Origin of the sequence: Jiangella aurantiaca, from assembly GCF_004349105.1 — a bacterium.
Taxonomy (GTDB): Bacteria; Actinomycetota; Actinomycetes; order Jiangellales; family Jiangellaceae; genus Jiangella; species Jiangella aurantiaca.
The window spans coordinates 1-15877 of the sequence record NZ_SMLB01000048.1 but is presented as its reverse complement, the minus strand read 5'-3'; the positions used below and the strand labels follow the sequence as shown (position 1 = coordinate 15877).

The following is a 15877-nucleotide window of genomic DNA, read 5'->3' as shown; positions in this document are numbered from 1 at the left end:
GCACGTACCCTTCCCGCTGACCATCGGCGATCGCTGGTGTCGCCCAGCACACTGAATCCTTGTTGATCACGGAGAACTCCCCCTTTCGAGGCGCTCGAAAAGGGCGCTTCTCCATGATCAACGTCGCGGTGTCATCGCTGGTCGCCATCGAGGCGCGGCTCAGCCCGGCACCACCTCGCCGGCCGGAGCCGCATCGGCGGCGGGTCGGCTGGCCGGCTGCCCGTCGGCGGCGGGCTGGTCGAACTGGGTGCGGTAGAGCTGCGCATAGCGGCCGCCGGCGGCCAGCAGTTCCGGATGGGTGCCCCGCTCGACGACACGGCCGGACTCGATGACGAGGATCTGGTCGGCAGACCGGATGGTCGACAGCCGGTGCGCGATGACCACCGCCGTCCGGCCTTCCAACGCCTCGCCGAGCGCCTCCTGCACCGCCGCCTCCGAGGTGGAGTCGAGATGCGCCGTCGCCTCGTCGAGGATCACCACGCGCGGCCGGGCCAGCAGAAGACGCGCGATGGTCAGCCGCTGCCGTTCGCCGCCGGACAGCCGGTACCCGCGCTCCCCCACGACCGTGTCGAGACCGTCGGGCAGCGCTGCCACCAGGGCATCCAGCCGGGCCCGCCGCAGCACGTCCCACAGCTCGTCGTCGGTGGCCTCGGGCCGGGCGATCCGCAGGTTCTCGCGGATCGACTCGTGGAACAGGTGGCCGTCCTGCGTCACCATGCCCAGCGTCGCGCGCATCGACGCCGTCGTGAGGTCGCGGACGTCGACATCGCCCAGGCGGACCGCGCCGGAGTCGACGTCGTAGAGGCGGGGCAGCAGCTGGGCGATGGTCGACTTGCCGGCGCCGGACGACCCGACCAGCGCGACCATCTCACCCGGCGCGGCGGTGAACGAGACGCCGTGCAGCACCTCGTCGCCGCCGCGGGTGTCGAGCATGGCGACCTCCTCCAGCGACGCCAGCGACACCTTGTCGGCCGCCGGGTAGCTGAAGTGCACGTCGTCGAACTCGACGGACACCGGGCCGTCGGGGACCGCACGCGCGCCCGGCTTCTCCTGGACGAGCGGCGTCAGGTCGAGCACCTCGAACACCCGGGCGAAGCTGACCAGCGCGCTCATCACCTCGACTCGGGCGCTGGCCAGCGCGGTCAGCGGTGCGTACAGCCGGGTCAGCAGCAGTGCCATCGACACGACGGCGCCGGCGTCGAGCTGGTCGCGCAGCGCGTAGAACCCGCCCAGCCCGTACACCAGGGCCAGCGCCAGCGCGCCGACCAGCGTCAGCGCCGTGACGAACAGCCACTGCACCATGGCGGTGCGCAACCCGATGTCGCGGACCCGGCGGGCACGGACGGCGAACTCGGCGGACTCGCGCTCGGGCCGGCTGAACAGCTTCACCAGCGTGGCGCCGGGCGCGGAGAACCGCTCCGTCATCTGCGTGCCCATGACGGCGTTGTGGTTGGCCGCCTCGCGCTCGAGCCGCGCCAGTTTGCCGCCCATGCGCCGCGCCGGCAGCACGAACACCGGCAGCAGCACCAACGAGAGGAGTGTGATCTGCCAGGAGATGCCGAGCATGACCACGAGCGCGAGCACCAGCATGACGACGTTGCTGACGACGCCGGACAGCAGGTCGCTGAACGCCCGCTGCGCGCCGATGACGTCGTTGTTGAGCCGGCTGACCAGCGCGCCCGTGCGCGTACGGGTGAAGAACGCGACCGGCATCTTCTGCACGTGGTCGAAGACGGCCTGGCGCAGGTCGAGGATGAGGCCCTCGCCGATGCTGGCCGACAGCCAGCGCTGCACCAGGCCGACGCCGGCCTCGGCGACGGCGATGACGGCGATGACCACGGCCAGCCCGACGACGTACCGCTGCGACGAGCCGTCCATGATGGCGTCGACGACCCGTCCGGCCAGCACCGGCGTGGCCACCGCGAGGACCGCCGTCACGACGCTCAGCAGCACGAACGCGACCAGGTACCGGCGGTGCGGCCGGGCGAAGCCGAAGATGCGCCGCAGCGTCGCACGCGAGAACGGCCGGGTGTCCTGCTGCGCGTGCATCGCGTTGTAGAGGGCGTTCCACGCGGTGACTTCCATGCTCATGGCGCGGCGACCTCCACGGCGGACTCCACGGTGGGTGTGCTCGGCGCTAGGCCCACCCGCCGCAGCAGCACCGCCGCCAGGACGGCACCGACGAGCACGATGACCCCGGCGACCACGGCGGTGACCTGGAATCCGTCGGTGAACGCGTCGCGCGCCATCGCCAGCAGCGGCGCGCCGGCGCCGTCGGGAACCGCCGCGGCCACCGCCGCCGCACCGGCGAGGGTGTCACCGGCCACCTCGGCCGCCTCGCCCTCGACACCAGCGGGTAGGAGATCGCTCATGCCCGAACGGTAGACGGCGGTACCGACACTTCCGAGGATCGCCAGGCCGAGGGCGCCGCCGAACTCGTTGCCCGTCTCCGAGGCCGCCGACGCCGCGCCGGCCTTCTCCGGCGGCGCGGCGCTGATGACGAGGTCGGTGCCCAGCGCGAACGGCGGCGTGAACCCGGCCGCCATGACGCACGTCCCGGCGATCAGCACGCCGAACCCGGACGACCCGCCGACCTGCGCCATCAGCGCGATGCCGGCGGCGCTGACCAGCATGCCGCCGGCGATGACGTAACCGGGCCGGAAGCGCGCCGCCAGCAGCGGGGCGAACATCATCCCGATCATCATCGCGCCGGTCATCGGCAGCACCCACAGACCCGCCCGGAACGGCGACAGGCCGTGCACGAGCTGCAGGTACTGCATGAGGAACAGGTTCAGGCCCATCATCGCGAACGTCGACATCGTCATGACGCCGAGCGTCGTGCCGAAGGCCCGGTTCCGGAACAGCGCGACGTCGATGAGCGGGTCGTCCAGCGACCGCTGCCGCCGCACGAACAGCGCGGCGAACACCAGCCCGGCGGCGATCGCGGCGACCAGCAGCCAGCCGAACCCGTCCTCGGCGAGCTTCTTGATGCCGTAGATCACCGGCAGGACGGCGGCCAGCAGCAGCACGGCGCTGAGCAGGTCGAGCCGGCCGGCACCCGGGTCGCGGTACTCGGGCAGCAACACCGGCCCGGTGACCACCAGCAACAGCATCACCGGCACCCCGACCAGGAAGACCGAGCCCCACCAGAAGGCCTCCAGCAATGCCCCGCCGACCAGCGGCCCGATGGAGCCGCCGACCATGAAGCTCATCATCCACAGCGAGATCGCCTTGGTCCGCTGCCGGTCGTCATGGAACATGTTGCGGATCAGCGACAACGTCGACGGCATCAGCGTCGCGCCGGCGATCCCCATCAGCGCCCGTGCCGCGATCAGCATCTCCGCGCTGGTCGCGTAGGCGGACAGGACGGACGCCAGCCCGAACGCGGCCGCGCCGAGGAGCAGCAGCTTCCGCCGTCCGATCCGGTCGCCCAACGATCCCATCGTGATGAGGAAGCCGGCGATGAGGAACCCATAGATGTCGGTGATCCAGAGCAGTTGCGAGGCCGACGGCTCCAGTTCGGCGCTCAGCTCCGGCACGGCCAGGTGCAGCACCGTCAGGTCCATGATCACCAGCATCGCCGGTAGGCTCAGCACCGCCAGCGCGGTCCATTCCTTGGCGCCGGCCAGTGGCGGCGGATGATCGGTCTCTGTACGTGGTTCGTTCGTCATACCGACGAGTCAAATACCTCAACAAAGGTTGAGGTCAAGGTCGGCTGCTCCCCCACGGTTCCGCCGACGGCGAACGGTCACCGCCCGGCTCCGGCCGGCCGCGGGCTACTTCAGGACGCCTGCCGTCAACCCGGCCTGCACCTGCTTCTGGAAGAGGATGTAGACGATCAGCACCGGCAGCAGCGCGATCACGAGGCCGGCGAACAACGCCGTCCAGTCGGCGCGGAAGCCGGTGTTCGCGGCCAGCGTCCCGAGTCCCTGCGCCAGCACGCGTTTGTCGCCGTCCTGCATGATGACCAGCGGCAGGACGTACTGGTTCCAGTGTCCCAGGAAGTTGAACAGCGCCAAGCTGATCATGCCGGGCCGGGCCATCGGCAGCATGACCTTCCAGAACAGCGAGAAGTGCGAGCAGCCGTCCATGATGCCGGCCTCGGCGATGGAGTTGGGCAGCGTCCGGAAGAACGCGGTCAGGAAGAACACCGTGAACGGCATCGAGAACGCGACGTACACCAGCGCCAGGCTGACGTAGCTGTTCAGCCCGAGGAACTGCCCGATCACCGGCAGGTTCCCGGTGTTGCGGACGATGAAGAACATCGGGACCAGGGCCAGGAACAGCGGCAGGATGAGGCCGCCGACGAACAGGTAGTAGACGAACCGGTTGCCTGGGAAGTCGTACCGCGCCAGGACGTAGGCGCCCATCGCGCCGAACAGCATGGTCAGCGTCACGGACATCGACACGACGATGACGCTGTTGAGGAAGTACTGGCCGATGTTGGCCGCCGACCACGCCCTCGAGAAGTTGTCCCACTGGACGCCCGACGGCAGGCCGAGCGGGTCGACGCGGAACTCGCCGTTGGTCTTGAACGAGGACAGGATCGCCCACAGCAGCGGCAGCGCCGTGATGAGTCCCCACAGCACCAGGAACCCGCCGTTGATCAGGCCGATCGCCTTCTCGCCCGCCCCCACGCCGGGCAGCCGGTGCGGTCTGCCGCGGCGGCCCCGGCCGGGACCGTCGCCGGACACGCGAGGAGGCGCCTGCGTCGTCGTCATGCCAGCTCCACCCTTTCGCGCCGCAGCCCGCGCATGAACACCATCGCGACGGCCAGGGCCAGCACCAGCGTGAGGACGCCGATGGCGGCGGCGTAGCCGAAATCGGACTCGGCGAACGCCTCGCGGTACATCGCCACGCCGAGCACGTCGCCGGCGCCCTCGACGCCGCCGTTGATGCCCAGCATGATGTGCACGGTCGCGAACCCGTCCATGGCCTGGATCGCCATGTACACCCAGCCGACCTGCACGGTGTCCCAGACCAGCGGGACGGTGATCTTGCGGAACGTGGTCAGCCGGCTGGAGCCGTCGAGCAGCGCGGCCTCGTAGATGTCGCGCGGGATCGACTGCATCGCCGCGGAGAACAGCACCACGTAGAAGCCGACGAACGACCACGTCATGACCAGGACGATGATCCAGATCAGGTAGTTCGGCTCGGCCAGCCACAGCCGTTGCAGCCCGTCCAGGCCGATGGCGCCGAACACCCGGTTGAGGATTCCGCCCGCGTTCTCCGGCGCGAACACGTACTTGAAGACGATACCGATGATCGCGACGGACAGCACCTGGGGGAAGAAGTACACGATCTTGTAGATCGACGAGCCGCGCACGCCGGTGACCGCTCCCCCGCGGCTGCGGCCGCCGACGTTGAGCATCGACGCGAAGAACAGGCCGAGCAGCAGCGTCAGGACGGGGACGACCAGCACCAGGATGAGGTTGTTCCACAGCGCCTTGCGGAGCTGGTCGTCGTTCCACATCTCCACGTAGTTGTCGAACCCGATGAACGTCTGGGCGGCCGTGAGGCCGCTCCAGTCCGTCATCGAGATGTAGATGGCCTGGACATACGGCGACAGCATGTAGATCGCGTAGATCCCGACCGGCGGCAGCAGGAAGGCCAGGATGAAGGGATACTTGCCGTGCCGCATGTTCATGAAGGCCCCTAGCCCTCGCGGGTCTGCTTGACGATCGAGTCGTCCTCGCGGATCTGCGTCGCCGCCGCCTCGCACTGTTCCACCCACTGGTCGACGGTGAGCTCGGCGCGCAGCAGGGCGCCCGTGGCCTGGTCGATGCCGGGGTTCTCCATGGTCTTGTACCAGTTCGGGTAGAACCAGTTGATGACGTTGTCGCCGGCGGCCTCCAGGGCGGCCTGCGCCGAGGCCAGGCCGGGCGCCTCGATCTGCACACCCTCCGACGACCCCGCGACCGACGTCAGGCTGGTGACCCGCTCGGTGAAGCCGCGGGCGCCCTCCATCGACAGCATGGCCCGCATGTACTCCATGCCGCCGAGCGGGTTCTTCGCGTCGGCCGGGACGACGTACGGCTCGCCGGCGGTGGCGCGCACCGTCTCCAGCGGCATGACGGAGTCCTCCGACAGCAGCGGGTCGGGCATCATGGCCAGCTGGAACGTCGGGTTCTCGGCGATCGCGTCGGCCTCCTCGTTCTCCAGCCACGAGCCGGATGGGCAGAACACGGCCTCGCCGCGGGCCCACAGGCCCTGCGCGTCGCGGAACTCCATGCCCTCCACGCCGGGGAGGAAGTAGTTGTTCTCGCGCAGGCTGCGGATCGCCGCCGCCGACTCCTTGATCGCCTCGTGTCCCCAGGCGCCCGGCTCGAGGTTGTCGATCGGGACCAGGATCTCCGGGCCGGCCAGCTTGGTCGCCATGGACAGCAGCGGCCAGTTCATGTAGCGCGGCGCGGTGACGCCCTGGTAGACCCACGGGGCGATGCCGGTGGCGGCGATGTCGGCGCAGACGTCCATCATCTCCTGCCACGTCGTCGGCACCGGCCAGCCGTTCTCGTCCATCAGCGTCTGGTTGAACCAGAGGCCGAAGACGGTGAACGCGTAGTTGAGGACGTACGGCTTCCCGTTCTGGGTGCCGGACTCGATGGTGCCGGGCAGCAGCGTGTCGCGCACCTTCACCTCCGGGTCGTCCCAGCTGGGCGCGTCGAACAGCGGGGTCAGGTCGGCGAGCAGGCCGTCGCTGATGAGCTGGCCGGGGTCCATCTGGCCGTCGCCGGAGTTGTTGATGAAGTCCGGCGGGTCCCCCGCGACGAACCGGGCCTGCAGCTCGCCGGCGATGTCGACGGCGGCGTGGTGGTCGATCTGGATGTCGGGCCACCGCTCGTGGAAGATCGGCTGGTGCAGCTCGGTGGCGTACTCGTCGCCGAAGCCGCCGTCGAAGATGTAGACCTCGATCGGCTGGTCGGTGGGGATGCCGAGCGGGTTCTCCTCGGAGACGTCGCCCGTCGGCGCCTCGGTGGCCTCGTCGTCGGTATCGTCACCGTTGCCGCCCGTCGCGCAGGACGCGAGGAAGGCGCCGCCGGGCCCGAGGGCCACGCCGGTGAGCGCGACGCGTTGCAGGAAGGTCCGGCGGTCCGTGCCGGCCGCCGCAGGGGTGCGTTCGATGCTGCTGGACATCGTGAAACCTCTCCTGGACTGGTTGTGATCTGGGTCCGGCGATTCCCTCAGCCACCACGCCGGATCCGGCCCGCGTACCGCTGCAGCAGGCCGTCGTTGTGGATGTCTCCTCCGGGGACGTTGGCGGAGAGATAGACGGGCGGGGTGTCGCCGGCCGCGAGGAGCCGGCGGACCACCTCCGCCGTGAGCAACTGCGCGAGCAGTGCCGCGGTGATGGACGAGACGGCGCAGACGGCGCCGCCTCCGGGCAGCGGCAGGACGGCGTCGCCGAACGGCCCGCCGTTGTCGAGGACGACGTCGGCGAGGTCGGTGAGCTTCCGCCCCGACGGGTGCCGTGACTCGACCTGCTCGCTGTGCTGCAGGGACGTGATCGCGATGACGGGGTGCCCGTTCTTGCGGGCGACCTCGGCCATCCCGACGATGCTGCCGTTGATGCCGGAGTTCGACGCGATGACGAACACGTCGTGCGCCTCGATCGGCGCGATGTCGTAGAGGCGCTGGGCCAGGGACGGGTCGCGTTCGGTGCGCGGGTCGAGGATCGTCTCGGGCTCCTCGCCGCCGTACATGACGAGGTCGGACAGCGCGATCCGGTTGGTGGGGATGAGCCCGCCGGCCCGCCCGGCGATCTCCATCGCCGTCGCCTGCGAGTGCCCGGTGCCGAACGCCTGGACGACGCCGCCGTCGCGCACCGACCGGGCGACGATGTCCGCCGCGCGCTGCACGCCGTCGAGCTGTGTCGTGCTGACGCGCTCGACGATCTCGGTGAGCCGGGCCAGGTAACCGGCCGCGCTGACGTCGTTCACCGCTGCTCCTTCTTCAGTGCTCGCGCCGTCTCGGGGCTGACGGCGCGATGCGCGCTGACCGCCTGCGCGGTCAGGTTGAGGGCGACCCCGGTCGTCTCGTACCGCCGCTGCGCGACCGCCACGTAGATCAGGTCGAGCACGATCAGCTGCGGGTGCCGGGCCGCCAGGGCGTCGGGCCGGAACGTCGTCTCGTGGATGGCGGTCGTGAGGACGATGTCGGCGACCTCGGCGAGCGCGGAGTTGCGGTAACTGGTGAGCGCGACTGTGGTGGCGCCGCGGCTGCCGGCCGCGGACAGCATCTCCACCGTCTCGTAGGTGGCGCCGGAGTGGGAGACGGCGATCGCGACATCGCTCGGCCCGAGGAGTGCGGCGCTGGTGAGGCCGACGTGCACGTCGCTCCACGACCACGTCGGGATGCCGATGCGGTGCAGGCACAGCTGCATCTCACCGGCGACCAGGGCGCTGCCGCCGATGCCGTAGACCTCGACCCGTCCGGCGGTCGCGATGGCGTCGGCGGCCTTCTCGACCTCGCCGAGGTCCAGCTGGGCCGCCGTCTCCTGGATGGCCCGCAGGTCGGCCGTCGTGATGAGGTCGAGCATCTCGCGCAGCGAGTCCGTCGGCAGGATCTCGCGGCCGATGTCGATCTCCCAGCCGGCGACGGCGGACGAGCGGCCGGTCTCCTCGGCCATCGCCAGCCGCAGGTCGGCGTAGCCGGGCAGGCCCAGCGCGCGGCAGAACCGGGTCACCGTCGCCGCCGACGTCCCGCTCCGCTCGGCCGTCTCCAGGATCGTCGCCCGTGCGACGACGGCGGGCGCGGACAGCACCTGCTCCCCCACCCGCTGCAACGCGGCGGGCAGGTCCGGCAGTGCGGCGCGGATCCGCATGAGCACGGAGTCGGCGGGCGACCCGGCCTCGGGCACTTCCGCGGTGGGTAGTGTCCCTTCCGCCACACGACCTCCCGGCGTGGTAGTCAGTTTCGCCTGCGGCCCTTAGAGCCGTAGTGGTGAGAATTCTTTCTACCTGCGCCCGGATGTCAAGAGTTTGACGAGAGTTTTCGGAAGCGTGACCCACCTGCAGCCGGGGCGAGACCGGGTTGACCGGCCGGGCCGGGTAGAAAGGGCGGCGGCCGGGCCGAGACCGGGCGGAACCGGCAGGAAGGGAGCACAGTCAGTGGGGACCTCTGAGGCGCCGCTCGCGATCGGCCTCGACATCGGCGGCACGTCCACCCGGGCGGTCGTCATCGACGGTGCCGGGTGTCGGCTCGGCACGGGCCGGAGCGAGGGCGCCAACGTCACGTCGCACGCGTTGTCGAAGGCGTTGGACGCGGTGTCGGCGGCGCTCGACGCGGCCCTGGAGACGGTGGATCCCGCCGACGTGCGGGCGGCGGTGATCGCGTCGGCCGGCGACAACCACTTCGTCCAGCCGGAGATCGCGTCGATGCTGGCGGCTCGGTGGGAGGCGGCAGGCCTGACCTGCGGTTACCGCGTCGTCGCGGATGCGGTGGGGGCGTTCGTGGCCGGGACTCCTGAGCCGGACGGGACGCTCGTGCTGTCAGGCACCGGTGCGATCACCGCCCGGTTCGCCGACCGGTCTCCCGCCCAGATCGTCGACGGGCACGGGTGGCTGCTGGGCGACCTCGGGTCGGGGTTCTGGATCGGGCGGGAGGCGGTCCGGGTGACGCTGGCCTCGCTGGACCTGGGCGCGGTGCCGGGGCCGCTGGGGCAGGCGGTGGTACAGACGTTGGCCGGCCTCGCCGAGTTCACGCCGTCGCGGGCCGTGGCCAACGACATCGTGCTGGCCGTGCACGCCCGGCCGCCGGTGGCGCTGTCGGCGCTGGCGCCGCTGGTGACGGCGAACGCGGGGATCGACCCGGCGGCGGACCGGATTCTCGCGGACGCCGCGGACCATCTGCTCGCCGCCGTGGGGGTCGTCCGTGCCGCCGGCGAGGCGACGCCGATCGTGCTGGCCGGATCGCTGCTGACCGGCGACACGCCGCTGGCCGCGCTGGTCCGGGACGGGCTCTCGGAGCGGTGGCCCGACGCCGTCATCGGCGTGGCGCTGGACGGTGCCGCCGGTGCCGCGTGGCTGGCCGCCCGCTCGCTCGACCCCGACGGCGCGGCGCGACTGCACGAGGCCCTGTTCGGCGCTCCCACTACCCCGTGACAGGGCCGGGACCGGGCGGCGCCGTCTTCGACGCTCCGCGTTTCCGCCCGGCGACCAGCTGGAGGCACGGGCGGCGCGCCGGTCAGCGGGCCGCCTGCAGGCGGGCGGACGTCCGGGGTTGTCGGCCACTGCGCCGGTGAGGCGCACGCGGCCGCTACGACGCCGCCGTCCCGCGTTCTATCCGGTGCAAGCCAGCTCAACCTCCACGATCGACGGGCCGGAAGTAGGCGGCCGGATCCGGCGGCTGTCGGTCTCGTAGCCGTCCGCCGTGGTGGTGAGGGTCAGTGGCATGTCGGCGCGATCGACCCAGCGCAGGAACCGGCCGCCGCGGTCGGTGCGGACGGTGGCGTCGGCGCCGCGGCCGTCGATCAGCACGTTCGCCCCGGCGACCGCCACCCCGGCCGTACCGTCCTCGCCGCAGGCCGCGCCCGTCACGGTGCCGACCAGTGCGCCCCAGCGACGCGGCACTTCGACCGTCATCGACACGTCCACCGGGGCGACGGCGTACGGAGTGTCTTCGCGGATCCAGACCCCGCCCTCGTACGTTCCCGGCTGCGCGACGTCGGCGGCGAGATGGAGCGTGACCTGCGTCGACTCCCCCGGCTCGAGTACCGCGGCGCCGCCGTCCACCGAGAGCCACGGCACGTCGGCCGGGCGGCAGTCGCCGTAGGTGGGCAGCTGGTCGACCGTGGTGACCGGGAAGAAGCCGGTGCGGTCGCTGCCGCCGACGCGGTTCAGCCCGCACGTGCTGCCGCTGCGGTACAGCACGTTAGCCGGCGCCGGCAGGTCGAGCCAGGCGTCGGCGCCGGGGTCGTAGGCCCAGCTCTCGTTGGTGATGGCGCTGCCGTCGTAGCCGCCGGCGACGATCAGCTCGTCGGACGCGCCGGTATAGGCCATGCCCCAGCGCGCGGCCGGCAGGTCGGCGACCCGGGTCCAGGTGTTCGTGGCGGGGTCGTAGGCGTAGGTGTGATCGCTGATCCGGCCGTCGCGCTGAATGCCGCCGGCGCAGTACACCCGGCCGTCGATGCCGGCGCAGGCCTGCCGCGACGTGCTGATCGGGTACGGCGCCAGTGTCGACCATGTGTTCGTCGGCGGGTCGTAACGGTAGACGGTGTCGCGGCCGCAGTTGTTGTCGCAGCCGCCGACGACGTACAGCTGGCCGTCGAGCACGGCCCGGCCGGCCCCGTAGACCGGCATCGGCGCTTTGGCGCGGGCGGTCCACCGGTCGGTGAAGGGGTCGTACGCCCACGTGTCGCTCTTCGGCCGCTGGTCGCTCCACCGTCCGCCGGTGACGTAGAACAGGTCGCCGATGACCGCGCCCATCGCCGCCTCGCGGGCCTGCGGCAGGTCGGCGATCGGCTCCCAGCGCAGCATCGCCGGGTCGTACGACCAGCCGGCGCTGACCCAGTCGAGGACGCCGGTGCCGCCGATGCCGCCGACGGAGAAGAGGCGGCCGTTGAGCTCGCCGACGGCGTTGTCGAGGACGGGCATCGGGTAGGCGGCGAGATCGGTCCAGGGCCCGTCGCCGGGCGACGCGGCCGCTGCGGCTGCCGCCGGAGCCGCTCCCGCCGCGGCCGCCGGATCGTAGCCGAGCGGCGACGCGTCGCCCTCGACCCGCACGATCGGCGCGCCGGGTGACGCGGCGATCTCGGCCCGGCTGACGGTGCTGCCGTCGGGCCGGAGGATCGTGGTGTCGCCCTGCCGCTCGGTGAGCTGGACCGCGACCGGCGCGGTGCCGGTGTTGGTCACCGTGACCGTGTGCTCCGCGGCGCCGCCGAGCTCGAGCGCCGCGTCGACCCCGTCCGACACCTCCAGCCGCCCGGCGGCCAGGGCGATGTCGTGCCGGGTCACTCCCCCGGCGTCGATGTGGACCGCCGCCTCACCGCGGGCGTACCGGTCGGCGTCGGCGCTGAGCCGCGGCGAGGTGCCGGCCGCGAACAGCGCGTAGAAGCCGTCGGGCAGCGCCGGGTCGTCGGCCGTCGCGACCGACAGGACCGGGTCGAGCGGCGCCGCTGTGTCGGCCACCCGGGCGCCGGTGAGCGGCGCGCCGGTGTTGGCGTCGCTCACGGTGCCGATCACCAGGCCGCCCGCGACCGGCACGCACTCGCGGCTGCCGACATACACGTCGTCCAGCTGCCAGGAGTACGAGCTGAACCGGGCGTTGTGGTAACGGAAGCGCACCTGGACGGCGGGCTGCCCGGCGGCCTGCGGGATCGGGATGGTCTTCTCGGCGCCGGCACGTTCGTCGACCCGGGTCTGCCGCAGCACCGTCGACCAGGTGGCGCCGCCGTCGACGCTGAGGTCGACATCGGCGATGTCGCTGAGCTGGATCAGCGCCTGCCGGAACCCGATGACCGGCGCGGCGTCGTCGCTGAGGTCGTACACCGGCGTGGTCAGTGTGGAGTCGATGTAGACGCCGAGGCCGGGGCTCTGCACGCTGGCCGACGCCTCGCTGCCGCCCGTGAGGTTGCCCTTGTCGTACGGGTCGTCGAAGGCCCAGACCTCGCCGCTGCCGTTGCCGTCGGTGACGGTCCAGCCGTCGGGCAGGCCGTGGTCGAAGTCGGCGCCGCCGCCGGTGTAGGCGTACGCGTAGCCGGCCGTCGTGCACCGGCCGGCCTCGCGGGCCAGCGTGACGTCGGCCGTCACGTCCTCGTCGCCGGCGACGAGGACGGTGCTGGCCGGCTGGTAGCCCGCGTACTCGGACACGATGCTCAGCGCGTACGACGCACCGACCGGGACGTCGATGGCGTAGCGGCCGTCGTCGGGCGACGTATGCACCGTCCCGCCAGGCATGCCGTGGACCGTGACCTGCGCGTACAGCGGCCAGCCCTGCCCCGAGCCGTCGATGACCCGCCCGCTGACGGTGACGGTGTCCTGGCGCTGCAGCGCGAGCTCGACGGCGACCGTCTCGTTCTCGGTGACGTGCACGGATGCGGTGCGCGGCAGGTAGCCGAACGCCGTCGCGGTCACCTCGTAGTCGCCGACCCGCAGCGGGACGGTGAAGGTGCCGTCGTCGCCGGTGGTCCGCTCGCGCTCGACCGGCCCGGTGATGGTGACCAGCGCGCCCGGGATCGGGTCGCCGGTGCCGGCGTCGGTGGCGGTCGTGACCAGCGTGCCGGTCTCGCCGACCGGCGCGGAGTCGAGCAGCGCGAGCGCGTCGAGCCGGCCCTCGCCGAACACGTTGTTGTCGGCGCCGGCGCCGCCGCACTCGCCGTTCGCGGTGTCGCGGGCGGTGCCGTCGAGCAGTTCGACGGTGCTCTCGACCTCGCCGACCAGGGCCGGCGCCGCCGACCATGCCAGCGCGATGGCCCCGGCCACGTGCGGCGCCGCCATGGAGGTGCCGTCGGCCTCGACGTAGCCGCCGCCCGGCCACGCAGACCGGACGTCGACGCCGGGCGCGGACAGGTTCGGCTTGATCTCGCCGTCCTGGCCGGCGCCGCGACCGGAGAACCCGGCGATCGCGTCGTTCACGTCGTAGGCGCCGACGGAGTAGTTGACCGTCCGGCTGCCCGGCGAGCTGGACGTCAGGCAGCGCGGCCCCAGGTTGCCGTTGGCCCAGACCCCGAAGATGCCCGACGCCGCCCAGGCGCGGCTGACATCCTCCATGAACGGGTCGGTCGACGGGAGCTCGCTGCCCCACGAGTTGTTGACGACGTGCGGCCGCCGGCCGGCATCGGGGTGCTCGCCGTGCGGGTCCGTGGGCTCGAGCAGCCACTGGCCGGACGCTATGAGCGCCTCGTCGGTGCAGCAGCCGTTGGTGGCGATCCAGCGCGCCCCCGGCGCCACCCCGATGGCGCTGCCGCCGGCGTCGTCGCCGGCCATGGTGCCCATGGTGTGGGTGCCGTGGCCGTGGTCGTCGCACGGCGCGCCGTCGCACACCCCGCGGGCGTCGAACCAGTTGTAGGCGTGGTCGAACGTGCCGTCAGGGTTGGCGCCGCGATACTGCCCGACCAGCGCCGGATGGTCGTACTGCACGCCGGAGTCGATGCTCGCGACGGTGATGCCCTGTCCGGTGGCGCCGTACTGGTCCCAGACGTCGTCGGCGTTGATGTTCGCGATGCCCCACTCGACGGCGGCCGCGGCGGCACGCGCCTGGTCGGCCGGGGTGGTGGCGGGGTCGGGCAACTCGTAGGCCCGGGCGGGGTGCAGCGAGTCGACCTCGGGCTGCGCGGCCAGCTCGGCGGCCAGCTCCTCCGTGCCGTCGGGGATGCGGATGGCGTTGGTGGCCCAGAACGCCTCGTACTCGACGCCCTCGGCGTCGAGCTGGGCGCGGACGGCGGCCTGGCTGCTCTCGGCGGTCTGCCGCAGCGCCTGCGCGACCGCCGTGCCGCGTTCGGTCCAGTCGGCGACGGCGGATGCTTCCGTCAGGTCGGCCTGGTCGTCGAAGCGCACCCACAGCTCGGCGGTGTCGGCGGCGGCCAGCTGGCGGCGCAGCTGCGGTTCGATGGTCGCCGGAGCGTCGTCGGCCGTCGCCGGATCGGGTGCGGCCGCTGCGCCGTCCGCCGTCGCCGCCGGGACGGGGAGGAACGCGGCCGCGAGCACCATCGCACCCGCGACGCCCAGCCCGAGCCGCACCTGCTTGCTCATGGACCTGACCTCCTGTGACGCCCGACAGTGAGAGCGACCTTACGGGCGGAAAGGGGCGGTTTCGGGGTCACGATCGGGGCAGTTCGCGGGCAATCGGAGAATGTCGTCCACAACTTGTACGACGTGTTTGACGCGGTGGGTCGGGCGGGGTCACCATTGGCGCAATCCCGGCACGCCCGACACCCCCGGAGGCGCGTGTGCAGACCGAATCGCTCCTCGAGGAGCTGGGCCTCACCAAGACAGAGGCCCGCATCTATCTGTGCCTGCTCGAACAGTCACCGCTGGCCGCAGGCACCATCGCCGACCTCACCGGCACGTCGCGCAGCAGCGTGTACCTCATCTTGCGCTCGCTCGTCGACAAGGGGCTCGTCGATGCCGGCGCCGGGTACAGCAGCCGGTTCCAGCCGGCCGCACCCGACATCGCGCTCGCCGGCCTGCTCGAGCGCGGCCGGGAGGAACTGCGCGAACGCGAGCAACACGTGCAGTCGGCGCTGCCCGACCTCATGCGCCGGTTCGAGTCCAGCGCCGCCGGCGACGGCGAACTGGTCGAGATCCTGCGCACACCCAAGCTCGTCGGCGACCGCTTCGACCGGCTCCACGCCGCATCGCAGCAGACCATCGACATCGTGGTGCGGCGGCCAGTCCAGCTCGGCGGCACCAACCAGCCCGAACTCGACGCGCTCGCCCGCGGCGTCCGGGCGCGCGCCGTCTACGACCACGGGCTCATGCGGCATCCGTCCATCGCCGACAACATCGGCGCCTGGATCGACGCCGGCGAGGACGCCCGGGTCTTCCACGGCGACCTGCCGATGAAGTTCGCGGTGTTCGACGGCCACACGGTGCTGATGCCGCTGTTCGCCCCAGGGGTCGGTGGCGTGGTCGCGCTGATCGTGCGCAGCCGCGAGCTGGCCGGCGCACTCGGGCTGCTGTTCGACACCCTGTGGACGGCATCGATGCCGATCGATCCGGACGCCTTCCGCCACCAGCACGACCACGAACCGGTGACCGTGGACGGTGGCCATGCCCAGTGATCCCGCACCGGTCGTCGTGTGCATCACCAGCTCCCCCACCGAGCGGGCCCGCATCGCCGGCCAGTTCGACGGCGCCGGCATCCTTGTGCTCGCGCCCGACGCCGGCGCGGCGGGCAGCTTCCTGCGCCGCCTTGCCGGAGCGGGGGGTGGGGCTGCGGG

10 protein-coding genes are annotated in these 15877 nt (G+C 71.9%); 2 read left to right on the top strand and 8 right to left on the bottom strand.

The genetic code is table 11. The features are described 5' to 3' along the window. Positions 1 to 159: 159 nt before the first annotated feature. From E1262_RS24360 to E1262_RS24330, 7 genes are all read right to left on the bottom strand, one after another. Positions 160 to 2091 carry an ABC transporter ATP-binding protein gene (locus E1262_RS24360; RefSeq protein WP_132106516.1) on the bottom strand — a complete coding sequence of 644 codons (1932 nt, stop codon included), beginning with the start codon at positions 2089 to 2091 and terminating at the stop codon, positions 160 to 162. Beyond that, positions 2088 to 3671, bottom strand: coding sequence for an MFS transporter (locus E1262_RS24355; RefSeq protein ID WP_132106514.1), 1584 nt, complete (start codon positions 3669 to 3671; stop codon positions 2088 to 2090). Before E1262_RS24355 ends, E1262_RS24360 begins: the two co-directional genes overlap by 4 nt. 105 nt (positions 3672 to 3776) lie before the next feature. Continuing rightward, positions 3777 to 4721 carry a carbohydrate ABC transporter permease gene (locus E1262_RS24350; protein ID WP_132106512.1) on the bottom strand — a complete coding sequence of 315 codons (945 nt, stop codon included), beginning with the start codon at positions 4719 to 4721 and terminating at the stop codon, positions 3777 to 3779. Beyond that, positions 4718 to 5641 (bottom strand): carbohydrate ABC transporter permease, encoded by a 924-nt coding sequence (locus E1262_RS24345; protein WP_132106575.1) that lies wholly within the window; start codon positions 5639 to 5641, stop codon positions 4718 to 4720. The genes E1262_RS24350 and E1262_RS24345 overlap by 4 nt, the downstream gene beginning before the upstream one ends. A gap of 14 nt (positions 5642 to 5655) precedes the next feature. Then, entirely contained in the window at positions 5656 to 7134 is a 1479-nt protein-coding gene (gene ngcE, locus E1262_RS24340; protein WP_132106510.1) for an N-acetylglucosamine/diacetylchitobiose ABC transporter substrate-binding protein, read from the bottom strand. Positions 7135 to 7181: 47 nt separating this feature from the next. Next, positions 7182 to 7937, bottom strand: coding sequence for a sugar isomerase domain-containing protein (locus E1262_RS24335; protein WP_132106508.1), 756 nt, complete (start codon positions 7935 to 7937; stop codon positions 7182 to 7184). Continuing rightward, positions 7934 to 8821, bottom strand: a complete 888-nt coding sequence (locus tag E1262_RS24330; RefSeq protein WP_132106573.1) for a MurR/RpiR family transcriptional regulator — start codon at positions 8819 to 8821, stop codon at positions 7934 to 7936. Before E1262_RS24330 ends, E1262_RS24335 begins: the two co-directional genes overlap by 4 nt. Positions 8822 to 9107: 286 nt before the next feature. Here E1262_RS24330 and E1262_RS24325 point away from each other — a divergent pair, with 286 nt between their 5' ends. After that, positions 9108 to 10100, top strand: a complete 993-nt coding sequence (locus E1262_RS24325; RefSeq protein WP_132106506.1) for an N-acetylglucosamine kinase — start codon at positions 9108 to 9110, stop codon at positions 10098 to 10100. A gap of 177 nt (positions 10101 to 10277) precedes the next feature. Here E1262_RS24325 and E1262_RS24320 read toward each other — a convergent pair whose 3' ends face one another. Beyond that, on the bottom strand, positions 10278 to 14687 hold the full coding sequence (locus E1262_RS24320; RefSeq protein WP_132106505.1) for a S8 family serine peptidase: 4410 nt from the start codon (positions 14685 to 14687) through the stop codon (positions 10278 to 10280). A 197-nt stretch (positions 14688 to 14884) separates the two neighbouring features. Here E1262_RS24320 and E1262_RS24315 point away from each other — a divergent pair, with 197 nt between their 5' ends. Beyond that, a complete protein-coding gene (locus E1262_RS24315) occupies positions 14885 to 15718 on the top strand; it encodes a TrmB family transcriptional regulator (protein WP_162606055.1) in 834 nt (277 codons plus the stop codon). Positions 15719 to 15877: the final 159 nt, after the last annotated feature.

What these genes read in the sequence shown, in the direction of transcription:
- E1262_RS24330 (WP_132106573.1), bottom strand. Translation starts at nt 8,821, where the DNA reads ATGCGGATCCGCGCCGCACTGCCGGACCTGCCCGCCGCGTTGCAGCGG.
- E1262_RS24320 (WP_132106505.1), bottom strand. Translation starts at nt 14,687, where the DNA reads ATGAGCAAGCAGGTGCGGCTCGGGCTGGGCGTCGCGGGTGCGATGGTG.
- ngcE (WP_132106510.1), bottom strand. Translation starts at nt 7,134, where the DNA reads ATGTCCAGCAGCATCGAACGCACCCCTGCGGCGGCCGGCACGGACCGC.
- E1262_RS24360 (WP_132106516.1), bottom strand. Translation starts at nt 2,091, where the DNA reads ATGAGCATGGAAGTCACCGCGTGGAACGCCCTCTACAACGCGATGCAC.
- E1262_RS24350 (WP_132106512.1), bottom strand. Translation starts at nt 4,721, where the DNA reads ATGACGACGACGCAGGCGCCTCCTCGCGTGTCCGGCGACGGTCCCGGC.
- E1262_RS24345 (WP_132106575.1), bottom strand. Translation starts at nt 5,641, where the DNA reads ATGCGGCACGGCAAGTATCCCTTCATCCTGGCCTTCCTGCTGCCGCCG.
- E1262_RS24355 (WP_132106514.1), bottom strand. Translation starts at nt 3,671, where the DNA reads ATGACGAACGAACCACGTACAGAGACCGATCATCCGCCGCCACTGGCC.